Genomic DNA, 15,254 nt, shown 5'->3' with positions numbered 1-15,254 from the left:
GCGATTAAAGCTGGCTCTACCGCTGCCGATTACACCAGAGAGGCCGGAAGAATTATAATACCGATTAGAGATATATTGAGCGTAGGCAATAGTGTGATCCCTGCTTTATCCACAACCAAACCAGCCATGGCGGTCAGGTCACTCTGCCTACTGTTTTGCCTGCTGATCATCAGCTCCAACGCGTGGGCTGATGCTGACGAAGTACGCATCGGGGTGCTGGCGAAACGCGGATTTGAAATAAGCCATCAACGCTGGGATGCAACCGCTGCCTACCTATCGGAACAGTTGCCCGAGTATAAATTCACCATCATACCAATGAGTTTTGACGATATTCCGATTATCGTTAAAAACCGACTGGTTGATTTTGTCATCGTCAACTCCGGGATCTACGTCGATCTGTCAGTCAGATATGGCGCACGACGCATACTCACACTGGTCAATGAACTCTCATCCGAGTATGGCAGCTCCAAATTCGGCAGCGTGATTTTCACCCTGGCCGACAATACTGAGATCAAGGAGTTGAGCGACCTGAAAAACCATCGGGTTGCCGCGGTACATCCCACCTCGTTAGGTGGCTGGAATATGGCACAACGTGAGCTGCTGTCCGCTGACCTGGACCGCTGGGACTTTGCCTCCCTGATGTTTCTGAATACCCATGATGCGGTGGTCAACGCAATCCAGCAGCGTAAAGCCGATGCGGGTATTGTCAGGACGGATACCCTTGAGAGGATGTCCAATGAGGAGCTGTTGAAAATCAGCAACCTTCGCGTACTGTCACCCAAGAAATACAAACAGTTTCCCCATCAGGTCAGTACGCCCCTATACCCGGAGTGGCCCCTGGCCATGCTGTCGCACACACCTCTGGAACTGGCCCGTAATGTCGCCATTACACTGCTGAGCATGCCGACAAACCATCCGGCGGCATCCGATGCCCGCATCCACGGCTGGACAATCCCGGAGAACTATCAGCCGGTCGACGACCTGCTCAGACTGCTTGCACTGCCACCCTATGACATGCAGATCGATGAAAAATTCTTCGCAAGTTTGAGTCAACATTGGCATTGGTATCTGCTGACTTTGATCGTACTGCTATCCATCGCCACGCTCAGCTTCAGGATCATCCGCCTCAATCGCAGCTTATCCGAACACAAAACAACCCTGGAACTCAGCCGCGAAGCCCAGTTAGCCACATTTGAAAAAGCGGCGGTTGGATTAGCTCATGTCACAACATCCGGGCATTTTTTGCAGATGAATCAGAAACTCTGCGATATCATTTCGCTCGACAGGCAACTGCTGCAGGATATCAATCTGAAAGACATCCTCGTCAGTAGCGATCTTCCGACCTGCATCAAAGCAATCGACCAGCTCTGCAAAAACAAGCTCTCCAGCACGTCGTTACAACTGCGTATCAACTGCGCCAATGGGCAAAAAAAATGGATACAGCTCTCCCTCTCCACAAAACCGGATGCGAATAACCAAGTCGATTATCTGGTAGCCGTAATCGATGACATCGATAAATACAAAAAGCTCGAAGCACAAAGTCTTCTCGCTCAACAGCAGAAAGAGCTGATTCTCAATATCGCTGGCGATGGCATCATCGGCCTTGATAGTAAAGCCAGGTATACATTTGTCAATCCGGCGGCGGCGGAACTGTTGGGATACAAAGTCGAAGAGATGATCGGCGAAGAGAGTCGCAGCCTGGGCAACCACAGCAGTGACGACAACACAGACAAAACGACCGACCAATCACCAATTCTGGATGTATTGAAGAGTGGGGAGACCCGTCATGGAGAACGGAACACCATTTGGAGCAAGGAAGGCAATCCACTGCAGATTGAATTTACCAGCACACCGATCATGAAGGGTGATGAGGTAGACGGGGCCGTTATCGTTCTTCATGCATTGACCTCTGATCAGCCACCATCCGAGTCGCCACAAACGGCCCCATGAACACCGGCAGATTCCTCCGCTACTATCTCCTGTTTCTCATCCCATTGGTCGTGTTGACCAGTCTGACCTTCTGGATGATCCACAATCAGACCAGGGACCGGGTAACAAGTGAGTTAAAACTTGAATCGAATATTCTCGCCGGCCAGGTGAGAGACCAGCTCAACCTGTCATTTTCAGAAATCCACTCAGACCTGAAACTGCTGACCGAGCAATACAAACTGCATCAACTGGACAGCCTCATCAAACCCAGAAATGTGATCAATGAGCTGCAGCAATTATGGATATCCGTGGCGGAACAGAGAGCGCGTTACGATCAGATTCGTTTTCTCGACGACCAGGGGCAAGAGACCATAAGGATCAACTACAGCAATCAAAAGGCGGCTGCCACACCCGAACAGAAATTGCAGTCGAAACGCCATCGCTACTATTTCATCGAGGCCATCAACACCCCCAGCGGAGATATCTGGAACTCACTTCTCGATCTGAATATTGAACGGAAACAGATCGAGCTGCCTTTGAAACCGACGATCCGCTTCAGCACCCGGATCAACCGACACGATGGCCAGCCTGACGGGGTGATCATCGTCAACTATCTAGCAAAAAATCTGCTGGATAAATTTCGCAGTGTAACCGCCAGCTATTCGGGGCATTCGATGTTACTTAACTGGCAGGGGTATAGCCTGGTCAGCCCTAATGCGGCCAATGACTGGGGTTTCATGTTTCCTGACAGTCCGCAGTCAAGAATCACCCTTGAACACGAAGTAGCCTGGCAGGCCACCCTGAACAACAGACAGGGCCAACTGCTCAATCAACTGGGTCTTTATACATATAATCAGATCGATCCATCCGGTAGGAACCAACTGGCATCAAACTGCAACAGCTGCTTGTGGCTGATGTTGCATGTTCCCAAACAACTGATCGAGGTAAAACTCTGGAGAGAGCTCTCCAAAACCATTCCGCTGTTGCTGCTGAGCTTCTTCCTGTTTGCAATCATATTGGGTGTGGCGTTGTGGCACAGGGAAAAACGGCAGACTCATGAACAGCAGATTCAGGACTTGAATCGCAAGATATCCTATGAGCATGAACTCTTTCTGAGCAGTCCGGGCATCATCGCCAAGTTACGTAATGAAATTGGCTGGCCGATCGAGTTTATCTCGTCCAATATCGAAGAGTTACTCGATTACGGTGCCGATCACTTCGCCTCAGGTAAGGTCACTTACTCCAGCATGATCGACAGTCGCTACCTGGAAAAATACACTCAGGAGACACTGGAGGCCGAAAACAAAGGATTGAACACATTCAGCCATGATCCCTATCTGATTGTCGGGCGCGACAAGCGAACCCGGTGGATACAGGAAACAGCCCATGTAATTCGCGACAAACTGGGAAAATTGACCGGTTTCTATGTCCATATCAATGATGTCACCCCACTGAAAGAGGCAGAGGAACGCCTTACCCAATCCCGGGACTACATCCAGAAAGTGGTTGACACCATCCCCGACCCGACCATGGTCATCGACATTGAAAGCTACGAACTGAAGCTAATCAATCAGTCGGCACTCGACCTTTATAACAAGGGTCAAACCATTGATCCCGAGATAACCTGTTATCGTCTTTCGCACAAACGCAGCAATCCCTGCAAAGGCCAGCTGGATCCCTGCCCGATCAAGCAGATCCTGGAGAAGAGAACTGCCGTATCGGTGGTCCACAAACACTATGACCATCAGGGCAACATCATCCACGTGGATGTCCGGGCTACCCCCATATTCGATGATAGTGGAGAAAACATCATTCAGATCATCGAGTCGCATCGGGATATCACCGAGACCGTGGAGATGGAAAAGCAACTGCAGCACATTGCTGAAACAGACCGGCTGACCCAGATCTACAATCGAATGAAATTCGATGAAGAGCTGAAAAACCAGATCGCCTGGGCCAGCCTGACCAATAACCGTTTCGGTTTGATCATGCTCGATCTGGATCACTTCAAAAAGATCAATGACACATACGGCCACGACATGGGGGATAAGGTACTAATAAACACCGTTGATCTTTTGAACAATAGAATTCGTAAATCCGATGTTCTGGCCCGTTGGGGTGGTGAAGAGTTTATGATCATCGCACCGCTAATCGATACCAAGGAGCTGAGATCCCTGGTTGAATCCCTGCGCAATGCCATTCAACAGTATGAACATGAAGAGGTCGGCTGTATCACGGCCAGCTTTGGCGCCAGCGTGGTCAGGCCCTCAGACAACATTCACTCGTTGCTGAAAAGGGTTGACAGCGCCCTCTACGAATCCAAACAGAAGGGACGCAACCGCAGCACGGTCTTCTGATCCTGAACAACATAAACGTCTCATTCAGTCGTCGAAACACTCTACATGAGATGACAAAGCTGTCCGGAAAAATCAGTGCGTCTGCGCTTATTCGATGAGCATGGCGATGCTTCACCTGATTACTAACCCGACCATCAACATTAAAACGGATCGTGGCTCAGTAAGCACCAAGGCGCTTCATTGTGTTTATTCAAAGCGTATTTGGTGGGGCATGGCCCCACCCTACCAATGATTTCAGGGTGTAGGGTGGGGCCATGCCCCACCAATGACTGATCCTGCACAACATAACGTCTCTTTCAGTCGTCGAAGCACTCTACTGGGATGACAAAATTGTAACCAATGCGAAATGTTTGACCCTATTCACTGAATCCTTAAACCACTCGCCCCTGAAGCAGCCCCAGCCTATCCCTGGCAGTTAAAAAAAAGTACTATCTGCGCCGTCGGCTGCTTACACAAACTTATAAACAGTCGGGTTAATAATAATTTAATGGCTCAGCCAAACATGAATGTAGCAGAACAGCGCTTATTTGATTCAGAGGTTTCAAGATGAAGAAAACGACTTACCTGTCAGGTGTCAGCCTACTGGCCCTGTCGCTCACCGGATGCAGTGATTCGAACGATTTCAAACCCATCACCGGGATGGATGGTATGGATATCTATGCCAACGCCTGTGCAAGCTGCCATGGTGAGAATGGTCAGGGCAAATTCGGGCTACTCAAACTCGCGGGCAGTGAGGCCAGCCCGGAAGAGATCTCTGCAAAGATCATCAATGGCGGCCATCTGATGCCCGCATTCCCCAACATCAGTCAACCGCAGGCTGAACAGGTTGCCGCTTACCTGAAAGCTATGTAAACCTCCGCTACTCTCCCCATCTTGGGGAGAGGCGGTTCTCCACACCCAGCTGATCGAGAATGCGTGACACCATGAAGTCAACGATATCCTCAACACGTTGCGGATTATGGTAGAAGCCCGGATTGGCCGGCATGATCACCGCCCCCATACGACTCAGTTTCAACATATTTTCCAGATGGATCTCTGAAAAGGGGGTCTCCCTGACCACCAGGATCAGTTTGCGTCGCTCTTTCAGCACCACATCGGCTGCCCGCTCCATCAGATCGTTGCTGGCGCCACAGGCAATCGCGGAGAGGGCTCCCACCGTACAGGGGCAGACCACCATCGCCCTGGGTGGATTGGAGCCGCTGGCTACCGGCGCCATCCACTGCTGTCGACCAAACACCTGCAACTGTTCCGCTGTGGCATTGAATCGTTCACAGAGTATCTTCTGAATCTCACCGGGCTGGGAGGGCAACTCCAGACCGGATTCCATGCGCAGCACCACTTGCGCAGCCTGACTGATCATCAGATAGAGCGGCTCCCCCGCCTGGAGAAGAGATTCGATAAGGCGCAGCGCATAGGCACTGCCGGACGCCCCGGTAATCGCCACGGCAATAGGATTGGTCTCGATACTCATAGACACTATTGTAAGGCATCCAGCAGGCGTTGATGAATCGCCTCGAATCCACCGTTACTCATCACCAGGACATGGTCACCCGGCTCAGCCATCGCCTTGACCCGCTCAACCATCCCCTGAGTTGTTTGAAATACCTCTGCCCGATCACCCAGCGGGGCCATCACGGAAACGGCATCCCACTGAAGATCCTCCGGGGCAAACAGCAGAATTCGGTCAGCCGCTTCAAGCGAACCACTCAAACGCCCGGTATGAATATCCTGTTTCATGGTGTTTGAGCGGGGTTCAAGCAGCGCAATGATGCGTGCCTCACCAACCCGTTTACGCAAACCGTCAAGGGTGGTCTCGATGGCGGTAGGGTGGTGAGCGAAGTCATCATAGACCCTGATACCGGCCACCTCTCCACGCAGCTCCATGCGCCGTTTCACATTCCTGAAACTCGACAGCGCTGCTATCGAGACGCCGGGAGGAACTCCGGCATGACGGGCCGCGGCAATCGCAGTCAGGGCATTGGCCAGATTATGCTGGCCCAACAGATCCCATTCGACACGACCCTGTGGCTGGTTCTTGCAAACCACATCGAAAGCCTGTCCATCCGGCGTCGCATTGGCCCCATGCCAGTCTGTCTCTTCGGTCGGATCAAAGCGTTCAATCGGTGTCCAGGCGCCCATCCCGATCACCTCGGCAAGCGCTTGATCACGACTCGGGCAGATTATCAGACCCTGAGCGGGGACAGTCCTCACCAGATGGTGAAACTGACGTTGAATCATAGCCAGATCATCGAAGATATCGGCATGATCGAACTCCAGGTTGTTCAACACCAGAGTTCTGGGTCTGTAGTGGACGAACTTCGAGCGTTTATCGAAGAAGGCGGTATCGTACTCATCCGCCTCGACCACAAAGAAGGGGGTCTTCCCCAGGCGTGCAGAGACGCCGAAATTCTCCGGTACGCCGCCAATCAGAAAACCGGGTTCCAGTCCTGCCTCCTGCAGAATCCAGGCGAGCAGACTGGAGGTACTGGTTTTTCCATGAGTGCCCGCAACAGCCAGCACCCAGCGATCCTGCAGCACATGTTCAGCCAGCCACTGGGGCCCGGAGGTATAGACCAGGCCCTGATCGAGCATGTACTCCACCGCCGGATTTCCTCGTGACATGGCATTGCCCACGACCACCACGTCCGGCGCCGGTTGCAGCTGTTCCGCTTCGAAACCCTCCATCAGTTTGATGCCAGCCTGTTCCAGCTGGGTGCTCATCGGCGGATAGACATTGGCATCGGAACCACTGACCTGATGGCCAAGCGCCCTCGCCAGTAGTGCGATGCCCCCCATGAAGGTCCCGCAGATTCCAAGGATATGTAGATGCATCAGCCAGTTACCGGAAAGATCAGAGCCACCAGAGTACCGGCAAGCAGGGTATAGAGCAACGCGATGGCGATCCCCACATTGAGAGAAAACTCAAAGGTGTGTCTGAGGATATGACCGATCACAACCACACCCCAGCCAAATACCAGCAGGAACAGAATACCGGCTTCTGCCGACTGGTTCTGTTTACCCCAGGCAATCAGAGGCAGCGCCAGCATACCCAGCAGAAAGCCACACAGCATCAACGCGGTTGCCGCCTGGATGAATCGCTCCAGACGCCCATTCAGCAGCAGAGCGGCATACAGGGCACTCACCATCAGGGCCAATTCGAACAGGGTCTGTCCTATCGCCTTTAACGGATTCGAATCGGCATCCATCAACATCAATACGCCGGCCAGCATATTCAGCATGGCGGTGAACCACAACAGAACGGAGGAAGCCGGAATATCCTGAGGACTCCGCCGCAACAGGCAGAGATCGATTGCTGCGCTGATCAGTGCCTTCAAAGATCCTTACCCAGAGTTCGGTCCACTGCAAAAGGACTCCACGCCTGACAAACGGGCATCACTTCCAGGGCATTGATATTGACATGAGGCGGCAGGGCCGTGACCCAATAGACGATTTCAGCGATATCCGGCCCGGTCAGGGGCTGAGTACCCTGATAGACATCGGCGGCCTGTTGCGCATCACCTTTCATACGCACCAGGGAAAACTCAGTCTCTGCCAGCCCTGGCTCGATATTGGTTACCCGCAGTGGGGTACCGACCAGATCCGCCTTCAGACCACGACTGAACTGCTGCACAAACGCCTTGGTCGCCCCATAGGCATTGCCACCCGGATAGGGCCAGCTGCCGGCCACCGAACCGATATTGATAATGTGCCCCCGGCGCCGCTGCACCATGCCTGGCAGGATCAGCCGGGTCATGTGCATCAAGCCCTTGATGTTGGTATCCACCATCGTCTGCCAATCCTGCAGGTCAGCTTCGTGTGCGGGCTGCAAGCCCAGTGCCAGACCCGCGTTATTGACCAGCACGTCGATTTCCCGGCTCGCTTCCGGCAGCGCCTCGAGGAAACCCTCCACCGCCTGTGGATCGGTCACATCCAGGGTTTGAATCAACACTTCAGACTGGCCAGAGAGTTCGTCACCCAAGGCCTGCAGTCGATCCATTCGCCTGGCGCAAAGCACCAGATCATCACCGGCCTCAGAGAAGCGGCGAGCACAAGCCTCACCAAAGCCGGATGAAGCACCGGTAATCAAAACACGTTTTTTCATGTGGCAATCAGGGGGCTGGTCAGTTGGCTGGTCATCGGTTCAATCTCCCTTTGAAACACATTCAATCACAATAGATTGCGCATTTGAACCTCCACCAACCGGAGGTAATTCTCATATTCAATCGATCAGGTACGACGCTTCTTAACAAGCTGTGCCAAGGCCGGTATCAGGCTCATCAGCAATAACAGCAGAATGGCTGGATTGCCACTCCAAGCATAGGGGGTTTGGCCGCTCAACGGCACAATCTCCCCCTGCAGAACATCCTCTTCGAGCAGCGGCGAGACTGCGGCAAGCTTGCCATTCGGCGCAATGATCGCCGAGACACCGGTATTGGTCGATCGCAACAAGTAGCGGCTGCTCTCCAGGGCGCGCATGCGGGCGATCTGCAGATGCTGATGGGGGGCCAGGGAGTTACCGAACCAGGCATCATTGCTGACATTGATCAGATAGTCCGCCTCAGGCAGTGCCAGGATCATTTCGCTACCGAAGGCATCCTCGTAACAGATCGACATACCCACGGTATGATCACCTACCTGCATCAACGGCTTCGGTGCCTGCCGCGCTGAGAAATCCGACATCGGAATGGTGAACAGATCCACCAGTGGCCAGAGCAGGACTTTGAATGGCAGATACTCGGTAAATGGCACCAGGTGACCTTTGTAGTAGTGGTCACGCTCCTCATTACCCAGGGAGACCAGCGCGTTGTAGTAGTTATCCCGCTGCCGGTCCATCTGCACCACACCGAACACCAGGTTGGTACCGGACTCCCTGATAAGCCTCTCCAGCGGTACGATAAAAGCCTCTTCCACCTGAAACTGAAAGGCTGAAACCGCCGTCTCCGGCCAGATGATCAGATCCCTGTCCAGATTCTCCTTGGTCAGGTTGGCATACAGCACCAAACTTGGCGACAACTGCTCCGGCAGCCACTTTTGCGCTTGTGGGATGTTGCCCTGGATCAGCGCCACCGACAGGGGGTCACCGGCAGGCCGACTCCACTCGATATTCGTGGACCACCAGCCGCCCAGCCAGATCAGCGCCAGCGCAGTAACCCGCCACAGCCGACCGCTTTTACCGATCAGCAGACAGCTGAGCAGTCCCGCGCTGAGCATGACCATCCAGCTCACCCCCAACACACCCAGCAGCGGGGCATATCCGGCCAGCGGCGAATCGAGTTGCGAGTAGCCGGGCTGCAACCAGGGAAAGCCGGTTAAAAACCAGCCCCGGAACCACTCCATCAACACCCACAGAGCCGGATAGATCAGAGCCAGCTTCTGGCCTGCGCCGAAACCGTCGAATCGCCCGGCCAACCAGCCGAGCAGACCGTAGTAGAGGGAGATTAAAAGAATGAATCCGAGGGTAATGATGAGTGGAAACAGCCACCCCAGATCACCGAACTGGGCAATGCTGACATAGAGCCAGGAGACCCCGGTACCAAGCAATCCGAAGCCGTAGAAAAAACCGCTCTTGAAGGAGGGGCCAGGCGTCTTCTGCCAGATCAGAAACAGCAGCATCGGACCCAGTACCGCCATGATCCAGAGATCGAACGGTGCAAACGCCAGGGTGGTCAATGCACCGGCTAGGGCCGCAAAAACAGCAGGTGCGCGTAACAGCAAACGAGTCATACCACGATCATTCATGCTCTACCTGCTGACTGGTCCTATCTATTTATCATTTATCCAAGCAATTCCTGTAAGGACCCAGAATCAACATGGCTCCGACGGAAGGCGTAAAGGCGCACTATTGTAGCAGCAAGCGGTGGACTCATCCCGTGTTCACGGACTCATTGAGCGGCAGCCCAAGCGTCTCAGGGGGAAACGGAAAAGCAGCTCGACTCTGAGACGATCTGATATAACGCCCCAATCGGGTATCGGCCTGGGTGGTGTGCAACGCAAACCATTCAAAAAGAAACTCGACTATGGTGGCCAAATCCATCACCTCATTTCGATACTGGTGTATTTTATCGTCCAGTTGCGCAAGCAGTATCTGGTGCTCATTTTTTTGACTTTCCAAGCCTGGATAGTCGATATCGAGCATGATGTTCTCTTCACTGATAAAGTGAAACAGCGCGTAATGCTTGATCTCCTCAAGGTGTCGAAGGATTCGCTGGTGATCCAAACCAAGCTCCAACGCCACTGAGGCATCGCAGATCAAACCCAAAAAGATCCTGTGTTCGAAATCGATTCGCTCATAGCCAACTTCAAACTCCTGGCGCCACTCAACCTTGATCATGGTAAGTCCCTCTGAGTAGAAATCCATTGTAATCCCTGAACAAGCCACGCAACGGCATCAAGACACCGAAGTGCCGATCATCAAGCTTGCGGAACGCCGCCAATGCACTCAGTCACGCGCAATCAAAGCCTTCATTCGCGGCGGATTGATCGGCATACTCATTCAGCGGATATTTTATATCATAGCCTTATTCAGCCACCTCTTTGGCTAGGGCCTGTTAACACGAATCCAATACGTCCTGCTGCGACTGTTTTTATGCCCTGCAAGGCAGAATGAGTGCAGTGTAGCTCGGCTACATGAGCGAATGATAACGCCGCTGGGCGCAAAAACAGTCCCAGCCCCTCTTTTTATTTCAATATGGGGGGGTTGTGCCCGAAAAAGCGCCACTCGGCGTTGCTCGTCGCTCATTTGGAACAATCAAACTTCTCTCCTCGCGCCTTGATTGGCGCTTTTTCAGGCACAACAGGACGTATTGTTTAAGGGTTAACAGGCCCTTGTACAACGCCATCCATCTCTTCCTCTGGAATATCGTGCTCATCCTCGATCTCACCAACGATCTGTTCAAGCAGATCCTCCAGGGTCACCACACCGGCCGTGGAACCATATTCGTCGACAACCACGGCCATGTGATTACGGCTCTTTTTCAGGTTCTTTAAAAGTTGATTGAGACGCATCGCTTCAGGCACGAACAACGCTTCACGCATCACATCATGGATATCGAAGCGATCCCGCTGCTGTTTCTGAAAGAACGGCAACAGATCCTTGGACAATAGCATTCCCAGCACCTCATCCACGTCCTCACCGACCACCGGCATCCGCGAGTGGGCCGAATCGATAGCTACCCTCAGTACCTCGTCCAGGTCATCGACAGCCCGCACCACTTCCAACTTGGCCCTTGGGGTCATCACATCCCTGGCCCGTCGCTCGGAAACCAGCATCGCCCCTTCCATCATGCTCAGGGCGTCATTATCGAGCAACTCCCGCTCACTCGCCTCCTTCAGCAGATTGTAGATCTCTTCCTTGTCCTGCGGTTCGCTGCCAAACATTCGGCTGATGCGTTCCAGCCAACGGTTGGAGGAACCGTTACTTGATCGGTCTTCGCTGTTCATTACTTCTCGTCTGTGTATGGATCGGAAAAATTGAGCGCCTGAAGGATCTGCCGTTCCTTATCTTCCATCAGCTGCGCCTGTTGATCATCCTGGTGGTCATAACCCTGCAGGTGAAGGGTGCCGTGGACCACCATATGCGCCCAGCGGGCTTCAAGGGTTTTGTTCTGCTGACGCGCCTCTGTCGAGACCACAGGGGCACAAATCACCAGATCGCCAAGCAGTGGAAGCGCGACTTCCGGCGGCGATTCAAATGGAAATGAGAGGACATTGGTCGGCTTGTCCTTGCCCCGGTAGTCCCGGTTCAGCTGCCGGCTCTCCGGCTCATCGACGATCCGGATCACCATCTCAACCTGCTCTCCGGAATCTGCCAAGGCGGCCTCGGCCCAGGCCGTCAGCTGCCGATCCGAGGGGCTACCCTCGGATGCCTCGGCAATCCGTTGTATCTCCAACTTCAAGTTGCTCATGGGGGTTGTCAGTTACGCTGATCGAACTCGTCGTAGGCGCGCACGACCCGCTGCACCACCGGATGGCGCACCACATCACGTGCATTGAAAAAGGTAAAGCTGATCCCCTCGACATGGGCCAGAACCTCGGTCACCTGGCGTAATCCCGACTGCTGACCTCTGGGCAGATCGATCTGGGTCACATCCCCGGTGATCACAGCGGTGGAGCCGAAACCGATCCGGGTCAGAAACATTTTCATCTGTTCGGGGGTAGTGTTTTGCGCCTCATCCAGAATCACAAAGGACTCATTGAGGGTACGCCCCCGCATGTAGGCTAATGGGGCAATCTCGATGATGTTACGCTCCACCAGCTTGGCGACCTTTTCAAAACCGAGCATTTCGTAGAGCGCATCGTAGAGCGGACGCAGATAGGGATCGATTTTCTGTGACAGATCGCCCGGCAGAAAGCCCAACCGCTCTCCAGCCTCCACCGCCGGCCTGACCAGCAGGATGCGTCTCACCTGATCCCGCTCCAGGGCATCCACCGCACTGGCTACCGCCAGATAGGTTTTACCGGTACCGGCCGGGCCGACACCGAAATTGATATCGTGGGTCAGCACCTTGTGCAGGTACTCTTTCTGATTCGCTCCCCGGGGACGCACCAAACCCCGACGGGTCTTGATCACCGTCTCCGGCAGATCGTTGCCCCGATTCTGATCCAGCAGCTCATCCACCCCCGCCTCCTGCAGGAAGAGATGGACCCGCTGCGGTTCGAGCTGCTCACTTGAGGCGGCGCGATAGAGATCATTCAGCACCTGCTCAGCGGCCTGAATGGCGTGCTTCTCACCGATCAGACGAAACTGATTGCCACGATTATTGATCTCGATACCGAGGCGCCGTTCGATCAGCCGCAGATGCTCATCCAGTTGACCACAGACATTGGCCAATCGGGTGTTGTCGGCCGGCTCCAGAGCCAGATCCAGGGATTCAGGGTGTTCAGCCAACAGCGCTTTCCTTGAGCTGTCCCAGCCACTCCCCACGCAGGGAGTTGGGCAGTGCCTCGGTAATCCGCACCTCGACAAACTGGCCGATCAGTTCAGCGGGTGCAGTGAAGTTGACCACCCGGTTGTTCTCAGTACGACCCGCCAGTTGCGCTGGATCCTTTTTCGCCGGGCGCTCCACCAGAATCCTCTGGGTGGTACCCACCATCTGGCGGCTGATGCTTTGTGCCTGAGTATTGATCAGCTGCTGCAGACGCTCCAGCCGCTGTTGCTTGATCTCCAACGACACGTCATCGGGCAGATCCGCTGCCGGGGTGCCCGGCCGACGACTGTAGATGAAGCTGTAGGAGTGATCGAAGCCGACCTCCTCGATCAGCTTCAGAGTCTGCTCGAAGTCTGCCTCGGTCTCGCCGGGAAAACCGACAATGAAATCGGATGAGATGGTGATATCGGGACGCACTTTGCGCAACCGGGCAATCTTGGCCTTGTACTCCACCGCCATATGGCCCCGCTTCATCATCGCCAGCACCCGATCGGAACCGGACTGCACCGGCAGATGGAGAAAGCTCACCAGCTCAGGGACCTGACCATAGACATCGATCAGACTGTCGGAAAACTCAACCGGGTGGGAGGTGGTGAAGCGAATACGCTCGACACCCTCGATGGCAGCCACGTATTCGATCAGCAGCGCCAGGTCGGCCTCGCCCCCCTCATGCATCTCCCCCCGATAGGCATTCACATTCTGCCCGAGCAAATGGATCTCCCTCACCCCCTGCTCGGCCAGACCGGCCACCTCGGTGATCACATCGTCGAACGGACGACTGATCTCCTCACCGCGGGTAAAGGGCACCACGCAGTAGGTGCAGTATTTGGAACACCCCTCCATCACCGAGACATAGGCAGTCGGACCCTCGGCCCTGGGCTCCGGCAGGCGATCAAATTTCTCGATCTCCGGGAAGCTGACATCCACAAGCGGGGCATGCTCCCGGCGTACCTGCTGCACCATATCCGGCAGTCTATGCAGAGTTTGGGGCCCGAAAACCAGATCCACATAGGGCGCACGCTGACGAATCGCATCACCCTCCTGGCTGGCCACGCAACCACCCACCCCGATGATCAGTGCGGGATTGCGCTCCTTCCACGGGCGCCAGCGCCCGAGCTGGGAGAAGACCTTCTCCTGCGCCTTTTCCCGGATCGAACAGGTATTCAGCAGCAACACATCCGCCGCTTCCGGATCCTCCGTCAGCTCCAGTCCGGCAGCCACGCGCAGGCCATCCGCCATGCGCGATGAATCGTATTCATTCATCTGGCAACCGAACGTTTTGATGTAGAGTTTTCCGGCCATTGTCAGTCCCGGTTCAAAATAAGGGTCGCTATAGTATAGCTTGTGGGGTCGAGATCCAATCCTTGAAGCTGTTAAACCGTGAGCAGGGCAGTAATCTGCTCACTGTGACGCTCGGACTGGGCCACCAGTCTCAAGCGTTGGGCGGTGACGATTGCCGCCAATTCCGCCAGTGCCGTGTCGAAATCGTCGTTGATTACCAGGTAGTCAAACTCAGCATAGTGAGACATTTCACTTACCGCCTGTTGCATCCGACCCTGAATCACCGCTTCGCTGTCCTGCCCTCTGGCGCTCAACCGCTCGTAGAGCACCTCAGGGCCAGGTGGCAGAATAAAGATCGAGACCGCTTCCGGAAAGCGCTTTCTCACCTGCCGGGCCCCCTGCCAATCGATCTCCAATACCGTATCCCGGCCCGCGTCCAGCTGGGATCTGACTGCGAACTCCGATGTCCCATAGAAGTTACCGAACACCTCCGCATGCTCGAGAAACGCCGCAGCACCAATCATCTGCTGGAACGCTTCCTGACCAATGAAGTGGTAGTCCTTGCCATCCTCTTCACCGGGACGCATCGGCCGGGTGGTATGGGAGATGGAGACCTGCAAGGCCCCATCCTGTTGATGCAGAGATTTCAATAGGCTGGTTTTACCGGCACCGGATGGTGCCGAAAGGATGTACAACGTGCCTGTGGCCATATTGGGTCCTGAGGTGCTAAAGGCTATGGATTGATGCTGCCGATTCGTGT

At 54.4% G+C, this 15,254-nt stretch carries 14 protein-coding genes; 3 read left to right on the top strand and 11 right to left on the bottom strand.

Going from position 1 to position 15,254, the window contains the following annotated elements; all coding sequences use genetic code 11:
- Nucleotides 1–75 precede the first annotated feature (75 nt).
- The 3 genes from AC4IE8_RS12270 to AC4IE8_RS12260 all read left to right on the top strand — a co-directional run bounded on the left by AC4IE8_RS12270 (nt 76) and on the right by AC4IE8_RS12260 (nt 5,138).
- Nucleotides 76–1,950 carry a PhnD/SsuA/transferrin family substrate-binding protein gene (locus AC4IE8_RS12270; protein WP_490791132.1) on the top strand — a complete coding sequence of 625 codons (1,875 nt, stop codon included), beginning with the start codon at nt 76–78 and terminating at the stop codon, nt 1,948–1,950.
- Nucleotides 1,947–4,286, top strand: a complete 2,340-nt coding sequence (locus tag AC4IE8_RS12265; protein ID WP_068987449.1) for a sensor domain-containing diguanylate cyclase — start codon at nt 1,947–1,949, stop codon at nt 4,284–4,286. Before AC4IE8_RS12270 ends, AC4IE8_RS12265 begins: the two co-directional genes overlap by 4 nt.
- Nucleotides 4,287–4,832: 546 nt before the next feature.
- Nucleotides 4,833–5,138 (top strand): c-type cytochrome, encoded by a 306-nt coding sequence (locus AC4IE8_RS12260; protein ID WP_068987448.1) that lies wholly within the window; start codon nt 4,833–4,835, stop codon nt 5,136–5,138.
- Between the two features lie 7 nt (nt 5,139–5,145).
- Here the strand turns inward: AC4IE8_RS12260 and AC4IE8_RS12255 are convergent, their stop codons facing one another.
- From AC4IE8_RS12255 to gmk, 11 genes are all read right to left on the bottom strand, one after another.
- A complete protein-coding gene (locus AC4IE8_RS12255) occupies nt 5,146–5,757 on the bottom strand; it encodes a flavin prenyltransferase UbiX (protein WP_068987447.1) in 612 nt (203 codons plus the stop codon).
- Between the two features lie 5 nt (nt 5,758–5,762).
- The gene (mpl, locus tag AC4IE8_RS12250) at nt 5,763–7,118 is read right to left on the bottom strand and encodes a UDP-N-acetylmuramate:L-alanyl-gamma-D-glutamyl-meso-diaminopimelate ligase (protein ID WP_490791131.1); all 1,356 of its coding nucleotides are present in this window, start codon (nt 7,116–7,118) and stop codon (nt 5,763–5,765) included.
- Nucleotides 7,118–7,621, bottom strand: coding sequence for a hypothetical protein (locus AC4IE8_RS12245; protein ID WP_068987445.1), 504 nt, complete (start codon nt 7,619–7,621; stop codon nt 7,118–7,120). Before AC4IE8_RS12245 ends, mpl begins: the two co-directional genes overlap by 1 nt.
- Complete coding sequence (locus AC4IE8_RS12240) at nt 7,618–8,388, bottom strand: SDR family oxidoreductase (protein ID WP_068987444.1); 771 nt, start codon at nt 8,386–8,388, stop codon at nt 7,618–7,620. The genes AC4IE8_RS12245 and AC4IE8_RS12240 overlap by 4 nt, the downstream gene beginning before the upstream one ends.
- Before the next feature lie 125 nt (nt 8,389–8,513).
- The gene (gene lnt / locus AC4IE8_RS12235) at nt 8,514–10,025 is read right to left on the bottom strand and encodes an apolipoprotein N-acyltransferase (protein ID WP_068987443.1); all 1,512 of its coding nucleotides are present in this window, start codon (nt 10,023–10,025) and stop codon (nt 8,514–8,516) included.
- Nucleotides 10,026–10,149: 124 nt separating this feature from the next.
- Nucleotides 10,150–10,644, bottom strand: coding sequence for a bacteriohemerythrin (locus AC4IE8_RS12230; protein WP_068987442.1), 495 nt, complete (start codon nt 10,642–10,644; stop codon nt 10,150–10,152).
- Between the two features lie 449 nt (nt 10,645–11,093).
- Nucleotides 11,094–11,726 (bottom strand): CBS domain-containing protein, encoded by a 633-nt coding sequence (locus AC4IE8_RS12225; protein WP_490791130.1) that lies wholly within the window; start codon nt 11,724–11,726, stop codon nt 11,094–11,096.
- Nucleotides 11,726–12,190, bottom strand: coding sequence for an rRNA maturation RNase YbeY (gene ybeY, locus AC4IE8_RS12220; RefSeq protein WP_490791129.1), 465 nt, complete (start codon nt 12,188–12,190; stop codon nt 11,726–11,728). Before ybeY ends, AC4IE8_RS12225 begins: the two co-directional genes overlap by 1 nt.
- A gap of 8 nt (nt 12,191–12,198) precedes the next feature.
- On the bottom strand, nt 12,199–13,173 hold the full coding sequence (locus AC4IE8_RS12215) for a PhoH family protein (RefSeq protein WP_068987439.1): 975 nt from the start codon (nt 13,171–13,173) through the stop codon (nt 12,199–12,201).
- Nucleotides 13,166–14,515 (bottom strand): tRNA (N6-isopentenyl adenosine(37)-C2)-methylthiotransferase MiaB, encoded by a 1,350-nt coding sequence (miaB, locus tag AC4IE8_RS12210; RefSeq protein ID WP_068987438.1) that lies wholly within the window; start codon nt 14,513–14,515, stop codon nt 13,166–13,168. Before miaB ends, AC4IE8_RS12215 begins: the two co-directional genes overlap by 8 nt.
- A 71-nt stretch (nt 14,516–14,586) precedes the next feature.
- Nucleotides 14,587–15,204 (bottom strand): guanylate kinase, encoded by a 618-nt coding sequence (gmk, locus tag AC4IE8_RS12205; protein WP_068987437.1) that lies wholly within the window; start codon nt 15,202–15,204, stop codon nt 14,587–14,589.
- Nucleotides 15,205–15,254 lie beyond the last annotated feature (50 nt).

The sequence above is a fragment of the Candidatus Thiodiazotropha sp. AKAK2 genome (genome assembly GCF_058244685.1).
Note: the sequence above shows the minus strand (reverse complement) of the source record. Positions and strands in the feature narration are given on the sequence as shown.

Bases quoted from the DNA above. Each gene is read 5' to 3' on its own strand.
- AC4IE8_RS12230 (WP_068987442.1), bottom strand. From the start codon at position 10,644: ATGGATTTCTACTCAGAGGGACTTACCATGATCAAGGTTGAGTGGCGC.
- AC4IE8_RS12265 (WP_068987449.1), top strand. From the start codon at position 1,947: ATGAACACCGGCAGATTCCTCCGCTACTATCTCCTGTTTCTCATCCCA.
- AC4IE8_RS12225 (WP_490791130.1), bottom strand. From the start codon at position 11,726: ATGAACAGCGAAGACCGATCAAGTAACGGTTCCTCCAACCGTTGGCTG.
- lnt (WP_068987443.1), bottom strand. From the start codon at position 10,025: ATGAATGATCGTGGTATGACTCGTTTGCTGTTACGCGCACCTGCTGTT.
- gmk (WP_068987437.1), bottom strand. From the start codon at position 15,204: ATGGCCACAGGCACGTTGTACATCCTTTCGGCACCATCCGGTGCCGGT.
- ybeY (WP_490791129.1), bottom strand. From the start codon at position 12,190: ATGAGCAACTTGAAGTTGGAGATACAACGGATTGCCGAGGCATCCGAG.
- mpl (WP_490791131.1), bottom strand. From the start codon at position 7,118: ATGCATCTACATATCCTTGGAATCTGCGGGACCTTCATGGGGGGCATC.
- miaB (WP_068987438.1), bottom strand. From the start codon at position 14,515: ATGGCCGGAAAACTCTACATCAAAACGTTCGGTTGCCAGATGAATGAA.
- AC4IE8_RS12260 (WP_068987448.1), top strand. From the start codon at position 4,833: ATGAAGAAAACGACTTACCTGTCAGGTGTCAGCCTACTGGCCCTGTCG.
- AC4IE8_RS12240 (WP_068987444.1), bottom strand. From the start codon at position 8,388: ATGAAAAAACGTGTTTTGATTACCGGTGCTTCATCCGGCTTTGGTGAG.
- AC4IE8_RS12255 (WP_068987447.1), bottom strand. From the start codon at position 5,757: ATGAGTATCGAGACCAATCCTATTGCCGTGGCGATTACCGGGGCGTCC.